This window comes from Faecalibacterium gallinarum (genome assembly GCF_022180365.1).
Taxonomy (GTDB): Bacteria; Bacillota; Clostridia; order Oscillospirales; family Ruminococcaceae; genus Faecalibacterium; species Faecalibacterium gallinarum.
Genome location: NZ_BQKV01000002.1, coordinates 12,689 through 29,479 on the forward strand (window position 1 = coordinate 12,689; position 16,791 = coordinate 29,479).

The 16,791-nt window shown below is 57.8% G+C and carries 16 protein-coding genes and 1 tRNA gene; 10 read left to right on the forward strand and 7 right to left on the reverse strand.

Annotation, left to right across the window (positions count from 1 at the left end; translation table 11 throughout):
- Window positions 1-32: 32 nt before the first annotated feature.
- The 6 genes from JCM17207_RS00225 to JCM17207_RS00250 all read right to left on the reverse strand — a co-directional run bounded on the left by JCM17207_RS00225 (window position 33) and on the right by JCM17207_RS00250 (window position 6,082).
- Entirely contained in the window at window positions 33-1,391 is a 1,359-nt protein-coding gene (locus tag JCM17207_RS00225; RefSeq protein ID WP_238315443.1) for an MATE family efflux transporter, read from the reverse strand.
- Window positions 1,392-1,786: 395 nt separating this feature from the next.
- Window positions 1,787-2,362 (reverse strand): PTS sugar transporter subunit IIA, encoded by a 576-nt coding sequence (locus JCM17207_RS00230; RefSeq protein ID WP_238315444.1) that lies wholly within the window; start codon window positions 2,360-2,362, stop codon window positions 1,787-1,789.
- The gene (locus tag JCM17207_RS00235; protein ID WP_238315445.1) at window positions 2,265-3,509 is read right to left on the reverse strand and encodes a PTS transporter subunit EIIC; all 1,245 of its coding nucleotides are present in this window, start codon (window positions 3,507-3,509) and stop codon (window positions 2,265-2,267) included. Before JCM17207_RS00235 ends, JCM17207_RS00230 begins: the two co-directional genes overlap by 98 nt.
- Complete coding sequence (locus tag JCM17207_RS00240; protein WP_238315446.1) at window positions 3,439-3,786, reverse strand: PTS transporter subunit EIIB; 348 nt, start codon at window positions 3,784-3,786, stop codon at window positions 3,439-3,441. The genes JCM17207_RS00235 and JCM17207_RS00240 overlap by 71 nt, the downstream gene beginning before the upstream one ends.
- 61 nt (window positions 3,787-3,847) lie before the next feature.
- On the reverse strand, window positions 3,848-5,287 hold the full coding sequence (locus JCM17207_RS00245) for a 6-phospho-beta-glucosidase (protein ID WP_238315447.1): 1,440 nt from the start codon (window positions 5,285-5,287) through the stop codon (window positions 3,848-3,850).
- Between the two features lie 609 nt (window positions 5,288-5,896).
- Window positions 5,897-6,082 (reverse strand): hypothetical protein, encoded by a 186-nt coding sequence (locus JCM17207_RS00250; RefSeq protein ID WP_238315448.1) that lies wholly within the window; start codon window positions 6,080-6,082, stop codon window positions 5,897-5,899.
- A gap of 302 nt (window positions 6,083-6,384) precedes the next feature.
- Between JCM17207_RS00250 and JCM17207_RS00255 the strand changes: the two genes are divergently transcribed.
- Window positions 6,385-7,770, forward strand: a complete 1,386-nt coding sequence (locus JCM17207_RS00255) for a MobA/MobL family protein (protein ID WP_238315459.1) — start codon at window positions 6,385-6,387, stop codon at window positions 7,768-7,770.
- A 179-nt stretch (window positions 7,771-7,949) separates the two neighbouring features.
- On the opposite strand, the gene JCM17207_RS00260 is transcribed toward JCM17207_RS00255, so the two are convergent.
- Window positions 7,950-8,026: transfer RNA gene (locus JCM17207_RS00260), tRNA-Arg, on the reverse strand.
- A gap of 268 nt (window positions 8,027-8,294) precedes the next feature.
- Here JCM17207_RS00260 and JCM17207_RS00265 point away from each other — a divergent pair.
- The 9 genes from JCM17207_RS00265 to JCM17207_RS00305 all read left to right on the forward strand — a co-directional run bounded on the left by JCM17207_RS00265 (window position 8,295) and on the right by JCM17207_RS00305 (window position 16,663).
- On the forward strand, window positions 8,295-9,680 hold the full coding sequence (locus JCM17207_RS00265) for a TrkH family potassium uptake protein (RefSeq protein WP_238315449.1): 1,386 nt from the start codon (window positions 8,295-8,297) through the stop codon (window positions 9,678-9,680).
- Between the two features lie 545 nt (window positions 9,681-10,225).
- A complete protein-coding gene (locus tag JCM17207_RS00270; RefSeq protein WP_238315450.1) occupies window positions 10,226-11,110 on the forward strand; it encodes a putative manganese transporter in 885 nt (294 codons plus the stop codon).
- A 156-nt stretch (window positions 11,111-11,266) separates the two neighbouring features.
- Window positions 11,267-12,151, forward strand: a complete 885-nt coding sequence (locus JCM17207_RS00275; RefSeq protein ID WP_238315451.1) for an HAD family hydrolase — start codon at window positions 11,267-11,269, stop codon at window positions 12,149-12,151.
- Complete coding sequence (locus tag JCM17207_RS00280) at window positions 12,148-12,633, forward strand: DNA-deoxyinosine glycosylase (RefSeq protein WP_238315452.1); 486 nt, start codon at window positions 12,148-12,150, stop codon at window positions 12,631-12,633. Before JCM17207_RS00275 ends, JCM17207_RS00280 begins: the two co-directional genes overlap by 4 nt.
- Before the next feature lie 127 nt (window positions 12,634-12,760).
- A complete protein-coding gene (locus tag JCM17207_RS00285) occupies window positions 12,761-13,390 on the forward strand; it encodes a 5-bromo-4-chloroindolyl phosphate hydrolysis family protein (protein ID WP_238315453.1) in 630 nt (209 codons plus the stop codon).
- A gap of 58 nt (window positions 13,391-13,448) precedes the next feature.
- Window positions 13,449-14,603, forward strand: a complete 1,155-nt coding sequence (locus JCM17207_RS00290; RefSeq protein WP_238315454.1) for a toxic anion resistance protein — start codon at window positions 13,449-13,451, stop codon at window positions 14,601-14,603.
- Window position 14,604: 1 nt separating this feature from the next.
- On the forward strand, window positions 14,605-15,330 hold the full coding sequence (locus JCM17207_RS00295; RefSeq protein ID WP_238315455.1) for a LemA: 726 nt from the start codon (window positions 14,605-14,607) through the stop codon (window positions 15,328-15,330).
- Complete coding sequence (locus JCM17207_RS00300; RefSeq protein WP_238315456.1) at window positions 15,327-16,247, forward strand: TPM domain-containing protein; 921 nt, start codon at window positions 15,327-15,329, stop codon at window positions 16,245-16,247. Before JCM17207_RS00295 ends, JCM17207_RS00300 begins: the two co-directional genes overlap by 4 nt.
- 143 nt (window positions 16,248-16,390) lie before the next feature.
- Window positions 16,391-16,663: a hypothetical protein gene (locus JCM17207_RS00305; RefSeq protein WP_238315457.1), complete on the forward strand. Its 273-nt coding sequence runs from the start codon at window positions 16,391-16,393 to the stop codon at window positions 16,661-16,663.
- Window positions 16,664-16,791: the final 128 nt, after the last annotated feature.

The window sequence follows — 16,791 nt, forward strand, 5'->3', positions numbered from 1 at the left end:
GAATTCTCCTCAAATAGATAAAGTATGGAAGTTCAGGCCTCCGCGGGGTGTAGGGACCGCTGCTTTTTCTGAAAGCGGCGCATCAAAAGAACTGCTGCGAGAAAGGTAGTCACCTCCGCCACTGGGAAGGACAGCCAGATGCCGATGATGCCAAGCTGACGTTCCAACAGCCACATTACCGGTACCAGCAGCGCAAACTGGCGCATCATCTGCAACAGCATACTGACAAAGACCTGCTCCGTGGCCTGCAGATAGGTAGAGACCATTGTGGAAAGACCGCAAAATACATACCCCACGGCCATGATCCGCATGGCGGTGACACCATATTCCTGCATTTCCGCTGAGGCAGTGAACAGTCCCAGGATCTGTGCAGGGAAAACGGCAATCGCCGCCGTGCCAAGGGCCATCATCCATACGACCAGCAGTGTGCCGTCCCGGAAGGCCAGATTCAGCCGCCGGGAATTTCCAGCACCGTAACTGAAACGCATGATGGGTAGGCAGCCTTGTATCAGGCCGTTGACCGTCATCACGATCAACTGCTGGACCTTGAAATATGCGCCGAAGAACGCAATGGCCGTGGCGGAGTATGCAGCGAGAAACAAGTTGACGATCGTCACCATAAAGGCGCTCAGTGCGTTCATGATAAAGGACGGCAGACCCAGAGCAAACACACGCCGCACAGCGGTCCACTCCCAACAAAAGCCCTTTATGCGGATGCGAATCTTTTGCTTTGTGCACAGCAGCATGGCAAAGGCCAGCAGCATGGAGAGCGTGTAGCCGCCCACAGTGGCCACGGCAGCGCCGCGGATGCCCATGGTCGGGAAGGGGCCAATGCCAAAAATCAGCAGAGGATCAAAGATAAAATTAAATACAACACCCGCGATCTGGAACCACATGGGGCCGATCATATTGCCAGTGGCCTGGATCATCTTCTGGATGGCGATGTGCACCATGTTGGGGACCTGCATAAAGGCGCATACACTCATATAGGCAATGCTGAGAGAGTAAATAGAGGCGTCGCTGGTAAACGCCTTGAAATAGGCAGGCAAAATCAGAAATGCTGCCAGGTTGATGGCTGCGCCGACAGCGAACGAAAGCAAAAGTCCTAGGGTGACTGTATCATTGGCTTTTTCCTGTTTTTTCTGACCAAGATAACCTGAGATCAGAATATTGACACCTACACCGATCCAGATGGAAACGGCGTTCATCAGTGTGGTAAGCGGAAATGAAAAAGAGACTGCCGTGAGCGCGTCCTCACTCAGACGCGCCACAAATGCGCTGTCTGCCAGATTATAGGAATACTGCAAAAACATCGAAAACAGCGGCGGCAGAGACATCTGAAGCAGCAGACGGCCAATCGGCTCTGTTGCCATCCGGTTTTCGTTGGACATAAAAATCCTCCCCTCGATAAAAAGTCCCTCCGTCACGGGTGGCAAAGCCACGCGGAAGGAAAACAGATCAAAAACGCATGTATTTTTCTCCTTCAAACAAAAAAAGCCACACACCCGCTCAAAGGCGCTTGAGCGAGTGTGTGGCGAAAAGGTGATCGAATCCAGAAAAATCCACGCAATTTTCAAAGAGAGTATAGCGATTGCAGGTCAGTCTGTCAAGAGGATGTTGAAATTTCACTTAGGAGCGAATGCTGCGGCGGGAACGAATCAGTTCCAACATATCATTTTTCATACTGTTCTTCTCCCTCACAAACAGAATACAACAACATACGAACTACTTCTGAAAATTCTCTCATAGTGAATACTGTGTGGCAACGCGTTAGGTTTTTGTCTGATTATCTTAAATAAATCAGCGCATCACCGTGATTTACATTGCCGGCGTGTACTGTCAGACCGGGGTAATCATCCGAGTTTGTTACAACGACCGGGGTAGTCACAGGCAAACCTTTGGAGCGGATGAAGTCCATATCAAACTCCAGCAGCAATTGACCGGCTTTAACCTTGTCGCCGGTTTTTACATGGGCGGTAAATCCTTGGCCGTTTAACCCCACTGTGTCCATACCAACATGGATCAAAAGGTCTGTATTCTCTGGTCCGCTCATGCCTATGGCATGCAGCGTTTCAAACAGATTTGTGATTTCTCCATCGCAAGGTGCATATACCCGTCCTTCTTCCGGTTCGATGACAACGCCCTGTCCCATCACCCCGGAATTGAACACCTCATCCTTACACTCGCTCAGCGGCTTTGCCTCGCCACGAATAGGGGCAACGATTACGTTTTTTGTCAGGCCATCTGCCCCTGCGGTCGGAGCATCAGAGCGCTCGTCCTGTAAAACAGGTTCTTTCTGTGCAGGTGTGGCATCTGTGCGCTTGCGGTCCGGTTCGTCTTTGTAGGTGAACCAGGTGATCACAAATGTAACAATGACGGCAATTACAGCAACTACGATACACACAAGCATGCTGTACAGCGGGTTTTCGCCCGGAGCTGGGTTGGGATTGATAAATGCCGGCCATGCAAACAGGCCTAAACCGCCGGAAAGATAGGACTTGACACCCAGCAGCCCGATCACTGCGCCGCCAATGCCAGAGACCACACAGGAAAGGCTTTTTCTTCGGCAGGGTAATACCGTAGATGGCCGGTTCACTGATTCCAAAGAAGGCCGAGATCATCGCAGGAATTGCAATACCGCGGGTCTTCGTGCTCTTGGTTTTAAGCACGACCGCTGCCAGGATACCGAACTCCGTCCAGGAACAGACGTTGTTGGGGGAGAGCACAATGTCATACCCCAGCGTACCGATGTTGGAATACATCAGCGGGATCAGACCCCAGTGCAGGCCAAACATGACCAGCACCTGCCAGAATGCGCCAACCAGAGCGCCCGCAACTGCGCCGCCGACGACCGGAAGATTAAAAATCAAGCCAAAGAACCACTGCAGCGCGCCGCACAGCAGCGAGGAAACCGGGCCAACGACAAGGTAGGTCAGCGGCAACATAACGCAAACGGTGCAAAGTGGTACGAGAAAAAGCTTGACTGTGTCCGGGAAGATTTTGCGGAAGAACGGATACACCCATTTCGCCGTGACCAATGAGGCCAGCAGCACCGGCACCACAGAGCTGGGATAACCGGACGCGGGGAAGAAAACCGGTAATTTTAAAAAGGTTGTGGTGTAGCTCATCTCAAACGCTGTGCCGGCAAAAATCGTGCCAAGTGGACTGGAACCCTGCATGGCGACCATATTGGGGTAGACCAGCCCGACGCCGATTGCCATGCCGATGAACTCATCAAAGTTCAACTTTTTGGCGCAGGTATAGCCGAGAAAAATCGGCAAAAAGTAGAAAAATCCATCACCAAACGCATACAACACCTGATAGGTGCCCCAGCTGGGGGCCATCCATCCCATTGAGACACTGAAAGCCAGCAGGCCTTTGATGATGCCCGATGCACCCAGACAGCCCAGGATCGGCTGCATACAGCCGGAGATCACATCAATAAAAACGGTTGAGCAGATTGGGTTTTGCGCCGCCTGCGCCCTCTCCCAGGGCGTTTCCGCTTTCATCTGCAAGGCCCTCTGCCAGTTGTTCCAGATGACCGACCGAGATGACTGCATCGTACACATCGCTCACCTGATTGCCAATAACCACCTGGTACTGGCCGCCTGCCTGAATAACCGTGACAATGCCGTCGGTTTCTTTCAGAACGTCTGTGTTGGCTTTGCTCTCGTCCTTCAAATTGAAGCGCAGCCGGGTGACACAGTGCCGGATTCCTGTAATGTTGGACTTGCCACCGACATTTTGTAAAATAATGCGAGCAAGGCCATCATATTTACTTGCCATGATTTATCCTCCTTGGTCGTGCCCCTATTTCTCACGCCGCGGCGCGGCAGAATGCCCACCGTCAGTCCAAGTCTTCGCCGTTGGAGGCGATGACCTTTTTGTACCAGTAAAAACTGTCTTTGCGGCGGCGCTCCAATGTGCCGGAGCCGTCGTTCTGTTTGTCCACATAAATAAAGCCGTAGCGCTTTTTCATCTCGCCGGTGCCATTGGAAACGAGGTCGATGGGGCCCCACATCGTGTAGCCCAGCAGCGGCAGGCCGTCCTCCAGAACTGCTTTTTTCATCTCCTCGATATGTGCGCGCAGGTACGCGATACGGTACGGGTCGTGGATGGAGCCGTCCGGCTCCACCGTGTCGTTTGCGCCGAGGCCGTTTTCCACGATGAACAGCGGCTTGCGGTAGCGGTCGTAGAGGCTGTTCATCGTGATGCGCAGGCCCACTGGGTCGATCTGCCAGCCCCACTCGCTCTCGTCGAGGTAGGGGTTGTTCACAGTAGCAAACACCGCGTTGCCGCCCTGGCTCTGGTGTGCCAGCACCTCGGGGTCCGCAGAGGTGGTGCGAGAGGAATAGTAGCTGAAGGAGACAAAGTCCACTACACCCTCCTTCATGACCCGGCGGTCCTCCGCGGTGCAGTCGATGCGCACCCCCGCGCGCTCCATCCGCTTCAGCGCCCAGACGGGGTATTCGCCGTACACCTGCGCGTCAATCAGGAAGTAGTTGTCCCGGTCCGCCTCCATCGCGGCCTGCACATCCAGCGGGTTGCAGGTGTACGGATAATACTGCCCGGCGGCCAGCATGCAGCCCACCATGCAGTCTGGCATGATTTCATGCGCCAGCTTGACTGCCTTGGCGCTTGCGACCAGTTCGTGGTGAGCCGCCGTGTACTTGATCTGCTCTGGGTTCTCTCCTTCCTCAAAATAAACGCCCGCACCAATGAATGGCATGTGCAGCAGCATATTGATCTCATTGAAGGTGAGCCAGTAGCGCACTTTGTTTTTGTAGCGGTTGAAGATCACGGCGCAGTATTTCAGGTAGGCATTGACCATGCGGCGGTCCTTCCAGCCGCCGTATTTGCGAATGAGGGCTATCGGAGTGTCAAAGTGACAAATTGTGACCAGTGGCTCGATGCCATATTTATGGCACTCGTCGAACACGCTGTCATAAAAGGCGAGACCCGCTTCGTTGGGGGTGTCGTCATCGCCGTTCGGGAGAATCCGGGTCCAGGCAATGGACATCCGGTAGCACTTGAAGCCTATCTCGCCGAACAGACGGATGTCCTCCTTGTAGTGGTGGTACAGGTCCACCGCTTCATGGGAAGGGTACTCGTGCGCGTCGTCGCACGTCAGCATCTTCATCCGCCCGGACGCGACAGGGAAACGGTCCTCGCCAAACGGGACGACATCAACATTCGCAAGACCGCGGCCTCCTTCGTTGTAGCCGCCCTCACACTGATTGGCAGCGGTTGCGCCGCCCCAAAGAAAATTTGTGGGAAATTGGGCCATTGTTTTACCTCCTGTGATGATTTGTGGTTTCCATGAAAAACTTTTTTAAAAGCGCAGGAATGCGCTGATAAACGAAATCAGGACGCTATATTTGCTTCAAAAAACAGGACCGGCGATCTTATTTGAAAGAAGGCCGGTCCTGCTTCTGGCAGAAGTGCTCGCTGCACTTCTTGGAACCAGCGAATTCTCTTAAAGTATGGAATGTTTTTTGACCATTCCGGGTTGAGGGAGGGATCACAAACTGCTCTACCCTGCATGAGAACGGTATGTGCGATCAATCCGGTTAGTAAAAACGCTCTGCTGTCCTGCATCCAGCAGTAAAAAATAAAGAAGAAAAAAGAGAATTGCTGATGTGCCAGCTTCTGGCGTAAAATTCCCGCGGTATGCCCGCTGCTTCAAAGGCTTTGTCTGTAGTGACCAGAAGTAGAAACAAAGCAAAAATGAGGAAGGAAACGAACTTTAAAATTGTCGTAGAAATGCTATAAAAGCACAACATATTTATTTTTTATGGAAATTAAAGGGTACAAAAAAACCACACACCTAGACAAAACACGCCTAGGTGTGTGGCGAAAAGGTGATCGAATCCAGAAAAATCCACGCAATTTTCAGTCACAGTATATCCACCAAAAGCCAGCCTGTCAAGAGGAATGTTGAAAATTTGACGTAAAATCTGGGTGTAGACAACTTTTCAGCCATCCGCGCCCGGCAGGAAATCACTTGCTCATTGGTGAACGCAAACATTTGCGCCTCGTACTCAGCGGTGCTCACGTCTTCGAGCTTTTCTGCGGACTGCATCGCGATCTCCTGCAACGCGCCCCATATCAGGCAAAGCGCACCCAGTATGGAAAAGCAATGTCAATATAATGAAATTTCAAAAAGATTGTAAAATCACCTTGACAAACTTTGTCCTACGGTTAAATAAAAGGAATTTTAATGCTTTTTATTCATTTCCGGGTAAAGCTATTTTATATCGTAAAAACGGTTTCTGCAATATAAGCAATGGTTACATGACGGCGACCACAAGTATAGCTATATTATTGGGGCAGTTGCAAAACGAGAGTTGAGCAACAGCCCTTTTTTGTTTGGAGGTGAACGCTTTGCCCAACCCACACTTTGACATCACGATCACCCAACGCAGCAAGGGACAATCAGCTGTGGCAGGCGCAGCCTACCAGAGCGGGGAGAAGCTGTTTTCGGAATACGATCAGAAAACCAAAAACTACTCCGGCAAGCGCGGCATCCTGTACACGGAAATCATGCTGCCATCTCACGCTCCGCCGGAATACGCTAACCGGGAAACCCTCTGGAACTCGGTGGAGGCTGCCGAGAAACAATGGAACGCCCAGCTGGCCAGGCGCTTTGTGCTGGCCTTGCCCAAGGAAGTCCCACCAGAGCAGTACCCGCAGATGGTCCGGGACTACTGCGAGAAGCAGTTTGTTTCCAAGGGGATGATTGCCGACTTCGCCATCCATGACCCAGACCCGCCCGGACACAATGTTCACTGCCATGTGATGCTGACCCTCAGAGCTATGGACGAGCATGAGCAAGCTGTCCGTTGGGAACTGATTGCCAAAAATCCTTTTGACAATGTTATCCTGCCGAAGAGCGAATATAAAAAGCGGGACATTTGGGATGCGGGAATGATCCGTACCGCCTTGGATCAGTGTACGGACAGCAAACTCTATGTGGCTATGAACCTCTCTTTTGCCTGCTCATTGCGTATGGGCGAAATTCTGGGACTGACCTGGAGCAACGTCCACATCTCCGATGAAGAAATTGCTGCTGACAACGCCTATGTTTACATCGACAAAGAACTGACGCGGGCCTCTAAGCGGGCCATCGAGATGTTGGGGCAAAAGGACATCTACCATGTATTTACGCCCTTATTTCCCAACACCAGCACCAGAGTCATCTTGAAAAAGCCAAAGACCGATTCCAGTATCCGCAAGGTATGGCTACCCAAGACCTTGGCATACATTTTGCGAGAATGGAAAGCATCTCAGGATGAACTTCGGGGATTTCTCGGTGACGAATATCAGGACTACGATTTAGTGGTGGCGCTGCCCAATGGTCGGCCTTGCGAGGACCGTATCATCCTGAAGTCGTTTGAGAAGCTGCGGGAGAAGGCAGGGCTTCCCAAAGTGGTCTTTCACTCCCTCCGACATTCCAGCACCACCTACAAGCTGAAACTCAACCACGGCGACCTGAAGGCCACTCAGGGCGATACGGGCCACGCAGAGATCGACATGATCACCAGCGTGTATTCTCATATTCTGGACGAGGACCGTAAGATCAACGCCCAGAAGTTTGAGAGTGCCTTCTACGCAAATCCCGACTTGCGTTCGGTTCGTCCCCCAGAGGAAGAAAAGGAACCGGCACCTACCGCATTGGATTTGGAGGCCCTGGTGGAACAGCTTCGTAAGTCGCCGGAACTGGCAAATACTCTGGCGGCGCTGCTCTCGGCAACACCCGGCAGCAAATGAGTCCGAAAAATCGAATTAGCAGGGACTCGATTTTTCTTAGCAAGCGCGTGTAAACTGTTCAAATCCAATTAGCAAGCATACAACAAAATTGAATGGAAACCCTCCCTTTGCTATACGCTTTTTGCTTAAAACAAAAAACCGCTGTAAACCATCGAAAAACGGCTTACAGCGGTCATTTTTGGCACCCCCGGCGAGACTCGAACTCACTACATTCCGCTTAGGAGGCGGACCCTCTATCCCGGTGAGGTACGGGGGCTTATACAAAAAATATTCAATTTTCGGGTCCAACCGGATTCGAACGAACTGCCGCTTAGGAGGCGGACGCTCTATCCACCTGAGCTACGAAGACAAACCGTATTTTCTGCCCGGGGGCCGCGGCCCAAACCAGGCAGCAGATTTATAATACCGCAAGATGGAGGCAAAATCAAGTTGAACCGGATGCAAAAATGGTGTATGCTATAGGCGCGGCGTCCATAGGGGCGCCGGGGCCTCCGGGCGGCCGGAGGAAGGTGGAGGTTATAAGAATGATGAAAAAACGAAAAAAACCGGCTGCGGTCGGCCGTAAGGGCGGCCTGTTGGCGGGCCGCAGCCCGGCTCAGATTATCTGTGTCAGCTTTTTATTGGTGATCGCTCTGGGGGCAGTGCTGCTGACCCTGCCCATCTCCAGCCGGAGCGGGCGGCTGGGCTTTATTGACGCCCTGTTCACCGCCACCAGCGCCACCTGCGTCACCGGCCTCGTGGTCCGGGATACCTGGACCCAGTTCTCTCCCTTTGGGCAGGCGGTGGTCCTGCTCTTGATCCAGATCGGCGGCCTGGGCCTGGTCACCCTGACCAGCTTTTTTGCCCTGGCGGCCCGGCGCCGGATGGGGTTCCGGGATCTGCGGCTTTTGGGCGAGAGCGTCTCGGCCGACGGCTACGCCCAGGCTACCCAGGTGCTGAAAATCGTGATCCGGCTGGCGGCTACCTTCGAGGCGCTGGGCGTGGTGCTGCTGCTCTTTGTCTTTGTGCCCCAGTTCGGGCTGGAAGGCATTTGGGTCAGCGTCTTTACAGCCATCTCGGCTTTCTGCAACGCGGGTTTTGACCTGTTCGGCCGGTTCGGGGAATATTCCTCCCTGGCCTCCTATGTCAATAACTACTATGTGCAGGCCGTGGTCATGTTTATGATTATGGCGGGCGGCCTGGGCTTCATGGTCTGGGTGGAGATCGGCGAGTGGCGGAAAAAACGCCGCCTCTCCCTCCACGCTCGGGTAGTGCTGATCTTCTCGATGCTGCTCTGGGTGGGCGGCGCGCTGGGCTTCGCTCTGATGGAGTGGAAAAACCCCGCCACCCTGGCCCCCCTCTCTGTGCCGGGCAAACTGATGGCCGGCCTGTTCCAGTCGGTGTCTGCCCGTACCGCTGGCATGAACACGGTGGACCTGGCGGCCTGCAGTCCGGTGAGTAAACTGCTTTTGAGCGTCCTCATGTTCATCGGCGCGGCCCCCGGCGGCACCGGCGGCGGCGTCAAGGTCACCACCTTCGCGGTGCTGGTGCTGACCATCCGCAGCGTGGCCCAGGGCCGGGATGAATGTGTCATCGACGGTCACCGGATCGACCACAAAACCGTCTACCGCTCCCTGACCATCATTACCCTGGGTGCTCTGGCGGCCATCATCGCCACTCTGGTGGTGTTCTACGACGCCCCCGCTGTGGACAGCGTCATTGATGCCCTGTTCGAGTCCTGCTCGGCCTTTGGCACCGTGGGTCTGACAGTGGGTGTCACCGGCCAGCTGAACAACTTCGCCAAGGTGGTCTATATGGTGGTCATGTTCATTGGTCGGGTGGGGCCGGTCTCTCTGGCCATCAGCCTGACCGCCAAGCCCGACGACAACAAACGCAAGATCCTGCCCGAGGGCCACATCAACGTGGGCTGATTTTTTAACCGCGCCGTAGGTTGGGGGAAAACGGCAGGCTCGAGCCGCGACAATCCGAGGCCCTGCCAACTCCCAAGGCTCTGAGGCTCGTGTAAACCCCGGGTCGCGACAGTCTCAGGTCCTGCAAATTAAGGTTCGTGTAAGCCCCGTGTCGCGTCAGCTGCGGGCTGTGCGGGATTTTATCCGCCTTTTTGAAGGTATCTCAATTATTGCGCTCCAGCCCCTGCCGAAAGTCTGGCGGGGGTTTTTGTGTTGCTGCAAATTGCGAATTATAGAGGAAGGCGAGGCTCCCGGATTGGATTTTTTGTTTTGCGGCAAAGATAGAATCAAAACCGGGATGGGCGCGTTCAGGTTCGCAGAGGCTTTGATTGTCGCGACTCGGGCTTTCCGGTCCCCACCCAAGGTGTCTCGCGCCCGAAAAAGCAAAAAGTTTGCAAATTGGGCTTGCTTTTTGGGCCGGGAACGTGTATAATGGCTCTCGCTTGAAAAACGCAAACTGATTGCAAATTGATTCGCGGCCCCGCCGCGCGGACAGGAGAACCCCTATGGAATTGTTTTTGGAAGTGCTGGAGGAATCCCTCCACGACACCGTGAAGATGCTGCCCTTCCTCTTTGCGGCATATCTGTTTATTGAATATGTGGAGCGCCGCCACGGCGAGCGGATCGAGCGGGTGCTGGCCCACGGCGGCCGCTGGGGCGCGGTGCCGGGGGCTGTGCTGGGCTGTGTGCCCCAGTGCGGTTTCTCGGCGGTGGCCTCCAACTTCTACGCCTCCCGGGTCATCACCCTGGGCACCCTGATGGCCGTGTACCTTGCCACCAGCGACGAGGCCATCCCCCTTTTGCTCTCCATGCCCGCCTACTGGGACAAACTGGTGCTGCTGCTGGGCATTAAGGTGATCTACGCTGTGGTGTTCGGATTTGTGCTGGACTTCGCCCTCCGGCCTCTGCTGCCCAAGTCCCTGCGGGGCGGCTACACCGGCCACGCCGACGAGGTGGACTGCCACGAAACCCACGAGGAGGGCGGCCACCAGCACCCCCTCTGGCGGGCGGCCCTGCGGCATACCGTTGAGATCTTCCTCTTTATTTTTGTGTTCAGCCTGGCCTTTGGCCTGCTGGTGGAGGGCGTGGGCGAGGAGGTCATCTCCGACGCGCTGGGCCGGATGGGCTTCTTCCAGCCGGTGTTCGCCGCGGCGGTGGCCTTGATCCCCAACTGCGCCGCCAGCGTCCTGCTCACCCAGATGTATCTGGAAGGCGCGCTCCGCTTTTCCAGCCTGGTGGCGGGCCTGTGCACCGGCGCGGGGGTGGGCCTGGCGGTGCTCTGGCGGGCCAACCCCTCCTGGAAGCAGAATCTATTCGTCACCGGCCTGACCTGGGCCGCCGGCGCGCTGCTGGGCGTCGGGATGCAGATCGTCATCGCCCTCTTTGTTTAATCGAATCGGAACCATTGAAACCGCTCCGGCCCCTGGCCGGGGCGGTTTTCTGTTTGAAACGCTCCACACCCGGGCCGATTTGTGCTATACTATTCTAAATTGTTTCTGAGCGCGGGGCCGGGCCCCGGCGAGAAAAGAGAAAACAGGGGAAAGTTTATGGACTACAAGATTTTGGCAAGCGATTTCGACAATACCCTCGTCCCCTTTGGGGAAAAATGCCCCCGTCCGGCGGTGGTGGCGGCGGTCAAGAAGATGCAGGCCGCCGGGGCGAAATTCGTCCTCAGCACAGGGCGGGCTTTTGCGGCGGTGAACCACCCGGGCCAGCTGGGGGGCATCCGGTTCGACTATGCCATCACCTGCAACGGGGCCTGTGTTCTGGACAGCAAGGGCAGCATTGTGGCCGAACACCCCCTCACCCCCGAGGAGATGTACGCCCTGGTGGATTTCTGCGACGATTACAGCTACCCCCTGCAGTTCAACTTCCGGGACGCCTATTACGCCTACGCGGGCTATGAGTACCTGCGGGACACCTACGCCCGGGCCAAGGGTTCGGGGCTGGCCTGCCTGGACGGCGAGGACCGGGACCGCCACCTGATCGATATGCCCCATGCGGCCTTTATGATCGCCCCCGCCGAGGCCGTAGAAAAGTTCCAGGAGAAATATGGGTATCTGGGGCTCCATTTTATGAAGGTGGGGGCCACCGACCCCAACGGGTATAATTCTTACGATGTGGTCCGCCAGGGGATGGACAAGGGGGTGGGCCTGGCCAACCTCTGCGAGGCCATGGGCATCCCTCTGAGCCAGGCGGTGGCTGCTGGGGACTCCGCCAACGACTGCGGGATGCTCCGGGCCGCCGGGCTGGGCTGCTGTATGTCCAACGGCACCCCCGATGCCAAGGCCGCCGCCGACCGGGTGATCGGGGACGTGCGGGAGGACGGCCTGGCCGCCCTGATTGAAGAGCTCTGGTTCGGCGGCCCCGAGGCCCGGCCCTCCGGCGCGGATCTGGGTTCCCCCTGGGCGGCCCTCGAGGGGAAAGCATGAGTTTCCCGCCGGTGTACGGCCCGGCCAGCCGGGCGCTGATCCTGGGCACCTGGCCCAGCCCCAAGAGCCGGGAGATGTCTTTCTATTATGGCCACCCCCAGAACCGCTTCTGGCCCATGCTGGCGGCCCTCACCGGGGAACCGGTGCCCGCCCGGGAGGACATCGAAGCAAAAAAGCGGATTATTTTAAATCACGGGCTGGCCCTCTGGGACACCCTGGCCAGCTGCACCATCACCGGGGCGTCGGACGCCTCCATCCGGGATGCGGTGCCCAACGACATCGCCGCCCTGCTCCGGGCCGCCCCCATCCAGGCGGTGTTCTGCAACGGGGCCACCGCCCATAAAATCTACACAAAATATCTCCAGCCGGTCAGCGGCATCCCGGCGGTGCGGCTGCCCAGCACCAGCCCCGCCAATGCGGCCTGCCGCCCGGACGCCCTGAGGGCCGCCTGGGCCGAGGCCCTGGGGCCCTGGCTCAAGTAAGGATTTTGTGAAATGATTTCCAACCTGTAAATTATTCGTGAAATCCTTGCCTTTTGGCCAAAAGGCTTTATTATGGTACTATCAGGCCAAAAACCTGGCCGAATCAACGAAAAGAGGGGACAAGACCATGAGTAAAATCATCCGCACCGAGAAGCCCAGCGTGCTGCCCTTTTATGGGGCGGCGGCGGTCTGCCTGGTGCTCTGCGCCCTGCTCCCGGTGTACAAGCTGTGGGCTCTGGTGCTGACCCTGGTGGCCACGGCGGTCAGCTTCGGGGCGGCCAAACGGTTCTGCCCGCCCCGGGTGGTGGAGCGGGAAGTGCCCTTCCACACCGGGATGGAGGATGTGGACCAGATGCTGGCCGATATCCAGCAAAAGCTGGATGCCCTCCACGCCCTGAACGAGGCTCTGCCCGACCCGGCCATGAGCGCCGCCATGGACCGAATGGAAAAGGCCGGCCGCTCCATCGTCGAGACGGTGGAGGCCAGCCCTGCCAAGGCCAAGCAGGTGCGCCGCTTTGCCAACTACTACCTGCCCGACGCCGTGGGCATCCTCCAGCAGTACGCCACCATGGCGCGCCAGGGGGTCCGGGGCGAGAACGCGGCGGCCATCCGGGCCGAGGTGGAGCGAAACATGGCCAGCATCGCCACCGCCTTCGAGAACCAGCTGGACAGCCTCTATGCCTCCGAGAGCATGGACTTGTCCGCCGATCTGACGGTGCTCCAGAATATGCTCAAAGGCCAGGGCCTCGGCCACTGAGGCCCCTAAAAACTGCGGCATTTTGCAACAAGCAAGAATAAGGAAAGGAAGAATCATTATGGCAGACAATACTCTGGATTTTGATCTGAACGCCCCCGCTGTGCCCAGCCTGACCCTGGACCCGATGGAGGAAGAAAAGGCCGCCCCGGCCCCCGCCGAGGAAGCGCCGGCCCAGCAGGCCGCCCCCGAGGTCAAGCTCAGCGCCGAAGAACAGGCGATGGTGGACGCCTTCGCCGAGAAGATCGACATCACCAACAGCCAGCAGGTGCTGCAATACGGCTCCGCCTGCCAGAAGAAGATCGGCGATTTTTCCGAGGCCGCTCTGTCCAAGGTTTCCACCAAGGACCTGGGCGAGGTGGGGGACATGATCACCGACCTGGTCACCGAGCTGAAAAACTTTGACGCCTCCGAGGAGGAGAAGGGTTTTCTGGGCTTCTTCAAAAAGAAGGCCAACCAGATGGAACAGCTCAAGACCCGGTACAATAAGGCTGAAACCAACGTGGAGAACATCCAGGCCATGCTGGAGAGTCACCAGGTCCAGCTGCTCAAGGACATCGCCATGCTGGACAAGATGTATGAGTTGAACATGGCCTATTTCAAGGAGCTGTCCATGTATATCCTGGCCGGCAAAAAGAAGCTGGCCGAGGTACGGGCAGGGGCCCTCCAGCAGGCTATGGACAAGGCCAAAGCCTCCGGCCTGCCCGAGGACGCCCAGGCGGCCCGGGATCTGGCCGATCAGTGCGAGCGGTTCGAGAAAAAGCTCTATGATCTGGAGCTGACCCGAAACATCAGCCTCCAGATGGGCCCCCAGATCCGGCTGTTGCAGAACAACAATACCATGATGGCCGAGAAGATCCAGTCCACCATTGTCAACACGATTCCCCTGTGGAAGAACCAGATGGTGCTGGCCCTGGGCCTGGCCCACAGCCAGCAGGCCATGGAGGCCCAGCGCGCGGTCACCAACATGACCAACGACCTGCTCAAGAAGAACGCCGAGGCCCTCAAGCTGGGCACCCTGGAAACAGCCCGGGAGACCCAGCGGGGGGTGGTGGACATCGAGACCCTCCAGCAGACCAACAAGAGCCTGATCGAGACCCTGGACGAGCTGAACAAGATCCAGTCGGAGGGCCGGGCCAAGCGGGCAGCAGCGCAGCAGGAGCTGACCCGGATCGAGGACGAACTGAAACAAAAGATGATGGAGATCCGCAAGTAAGATGGCAAACGGAGATTTTTCCCAAAAGAAAGCCGAGGCTCCCGGCGGCTTTGACGCCGGCAGCTACCGCCCCCAGGCGGAGAGCGCCCCGGCCCGCAGCCTGACCCCCGCCCAGGAGAAGCTGGCCGGGCTGGAAAAAGCCCTGCCCGCCCCCCTAAAGCAGCAGGCCGCCGCCGCGCTGCTGGCGCTGGTGATCGTGGCCGGCTCGGTGGTGGGGGTTGGCGGGGCCAAGCTCCGGGGCCGGTACAATGAGGCCAAGAGCTGGTACAGTGTGGGGGTGGCCGCCGATAACGGCTATACCCTCAGCGAGGAACTCACCGAGCGGGCCTTTACGGCGGCCAACGTGATCACCTCCGCCCTGAACACCCAGGGGCTGGGATCGGACAGCCCTGAGGTGACCCAGGCCCAGCAGACGCTGGAACAGTTTGAGGACTGCCAGGCCCAGCTGGACGAGGGCGAGGGCAGTATGCACGCCATGTATGAAGCCAACGCCGCTCTGGATTCGGCCATCGACCAGCTCTACGCCAAGATGCAGGAGCTGGCCGAGGATCCCCTGAACATGGGGGCGGTCCAGACCCAGTACGGCCGGTTCAATTCGGCGGGGACCATTCTGGGTTCCCTGCATTACAACGAAGAAGTCACCCGGTATCAGGGTGAGACGGGCGGGTTCCCAGCCAACCTGCTGGGAGCTCTGTTCGGAATTGAGGAGGTGGAATTGTTCGCATGAAAGGAATTTTAAAGCGGCTTTGCGCCGCAGCTCTGACCCTGGCGGTGGCCGCGGCGGCTTTTGCCCCGGCGGCCCTGGCGGTGCAGCTGCCCACTCTGCCCCAAGACCAGTGCGTGGTGGATGCGGCAGGGGTTCTCTCGGAGGAGACAGCCCAGTACCTGGACAGCCTCAACGGCCAGCTGGAAGGCGCCTGTTCCGGCGCACAGATCGGTGTGGTGACGGTGGATTATACCGGCTCGGCCTCCACCGAGGAATACGCTCTGGATGTGTTTAATACCTGGGGGATCGGCGACGCCAAGGAAAACAACGGCGTTCTGATCCTGCTGGTGATGGAGTCGCCCCTCTACGCCGACGGCGACTACTACCTGACCTACGGCGACGGGTTCCGGAACACCACCCTGGAAAAACAGGCCAGCGCCCTGGCCCAGACCATGGAGGACAGCTTCGTGGCCAAGGACTATGACGCGGCGGTAAAAACCTGTGCCAACGCTGTGGCCGGCACCATTGCCGATATCTACGGCGTCAGCCTGGAGGGCGAACAGTTTCAGTCCAGCGGCGGGCTCGGGTTCTTTGGAACCCTGTCGGCCATTTTCTCCTGGGCGCTGACAATCCTTGTTTTGTTCTTTTTTGTTTTTGTCCTGTTCCGTGCCATGGTTTGGCCCCTCGGATATTACGGCTTTGGCTGGCACTGGGGGCCCTTCGGCTGGTTTGCTCCCCGTGGCCCCCGGCCCCCTCGTGGGCCCAGAGGCCCCCGGCCTCCTCGGGGCCCCCGCAATCCGCCGCCCCCGCCTCCGGGAGGGTTTGGCGGCTTTGGCGGCCACTCCGGCGGTTTCGGCGGCGGTGGATTTAGCGGCGGCGGCTTCGGCGGCATGGGCGGCGGCATGAGCCACGGCGGCGGCGGTGGCCGCGGCCGGTAAACGCCAGCAGATGGAGTAAAAGAAAATGGAAGTCTGGATTGTTGTCATCATTGCAGTGGTCCTGGTTTTGATTCTGATGCCCCGCGGCCCCAGAGGCCCCCGCGGGCCTCGCGGACCCGGCGGCCCGGGCCCCCGGTTCTTCTATGGCCCGGGCTTCTACTGGGGCGGCAGACCCCGCCCGCCCCGGCCTCCGCGGCCTCCCCGCCCGCCCCGCCCGCCCCGCGGCGGGTTCGGCGGGCCCAGAGGCGGCTTCGGCCCCCGGGGCGGCTTTGGCGGCCGTCCGGGTGGTTTCGGCGGGCCTCGCGGGGGCGGCGGCTTCGGCGGTATGGGCGGAGGCCGCAGCCATGGCGGCGGCGGTGGCCGCGGCCGGTGAACGCCCCTCTCCTCCAAAAGCAAATAATGATCCCCCGGCATAGCCGGGGGTTTTTCATATGCGGGCATAGCCCTAGAATACTAGCCACGCGTCACGTCGCGTAAGTACGATCTGCCAGCCGCGAAAGATTTGTTACTTCCCGCCCGTAAACGGGCAATTCAGCTTACTGCT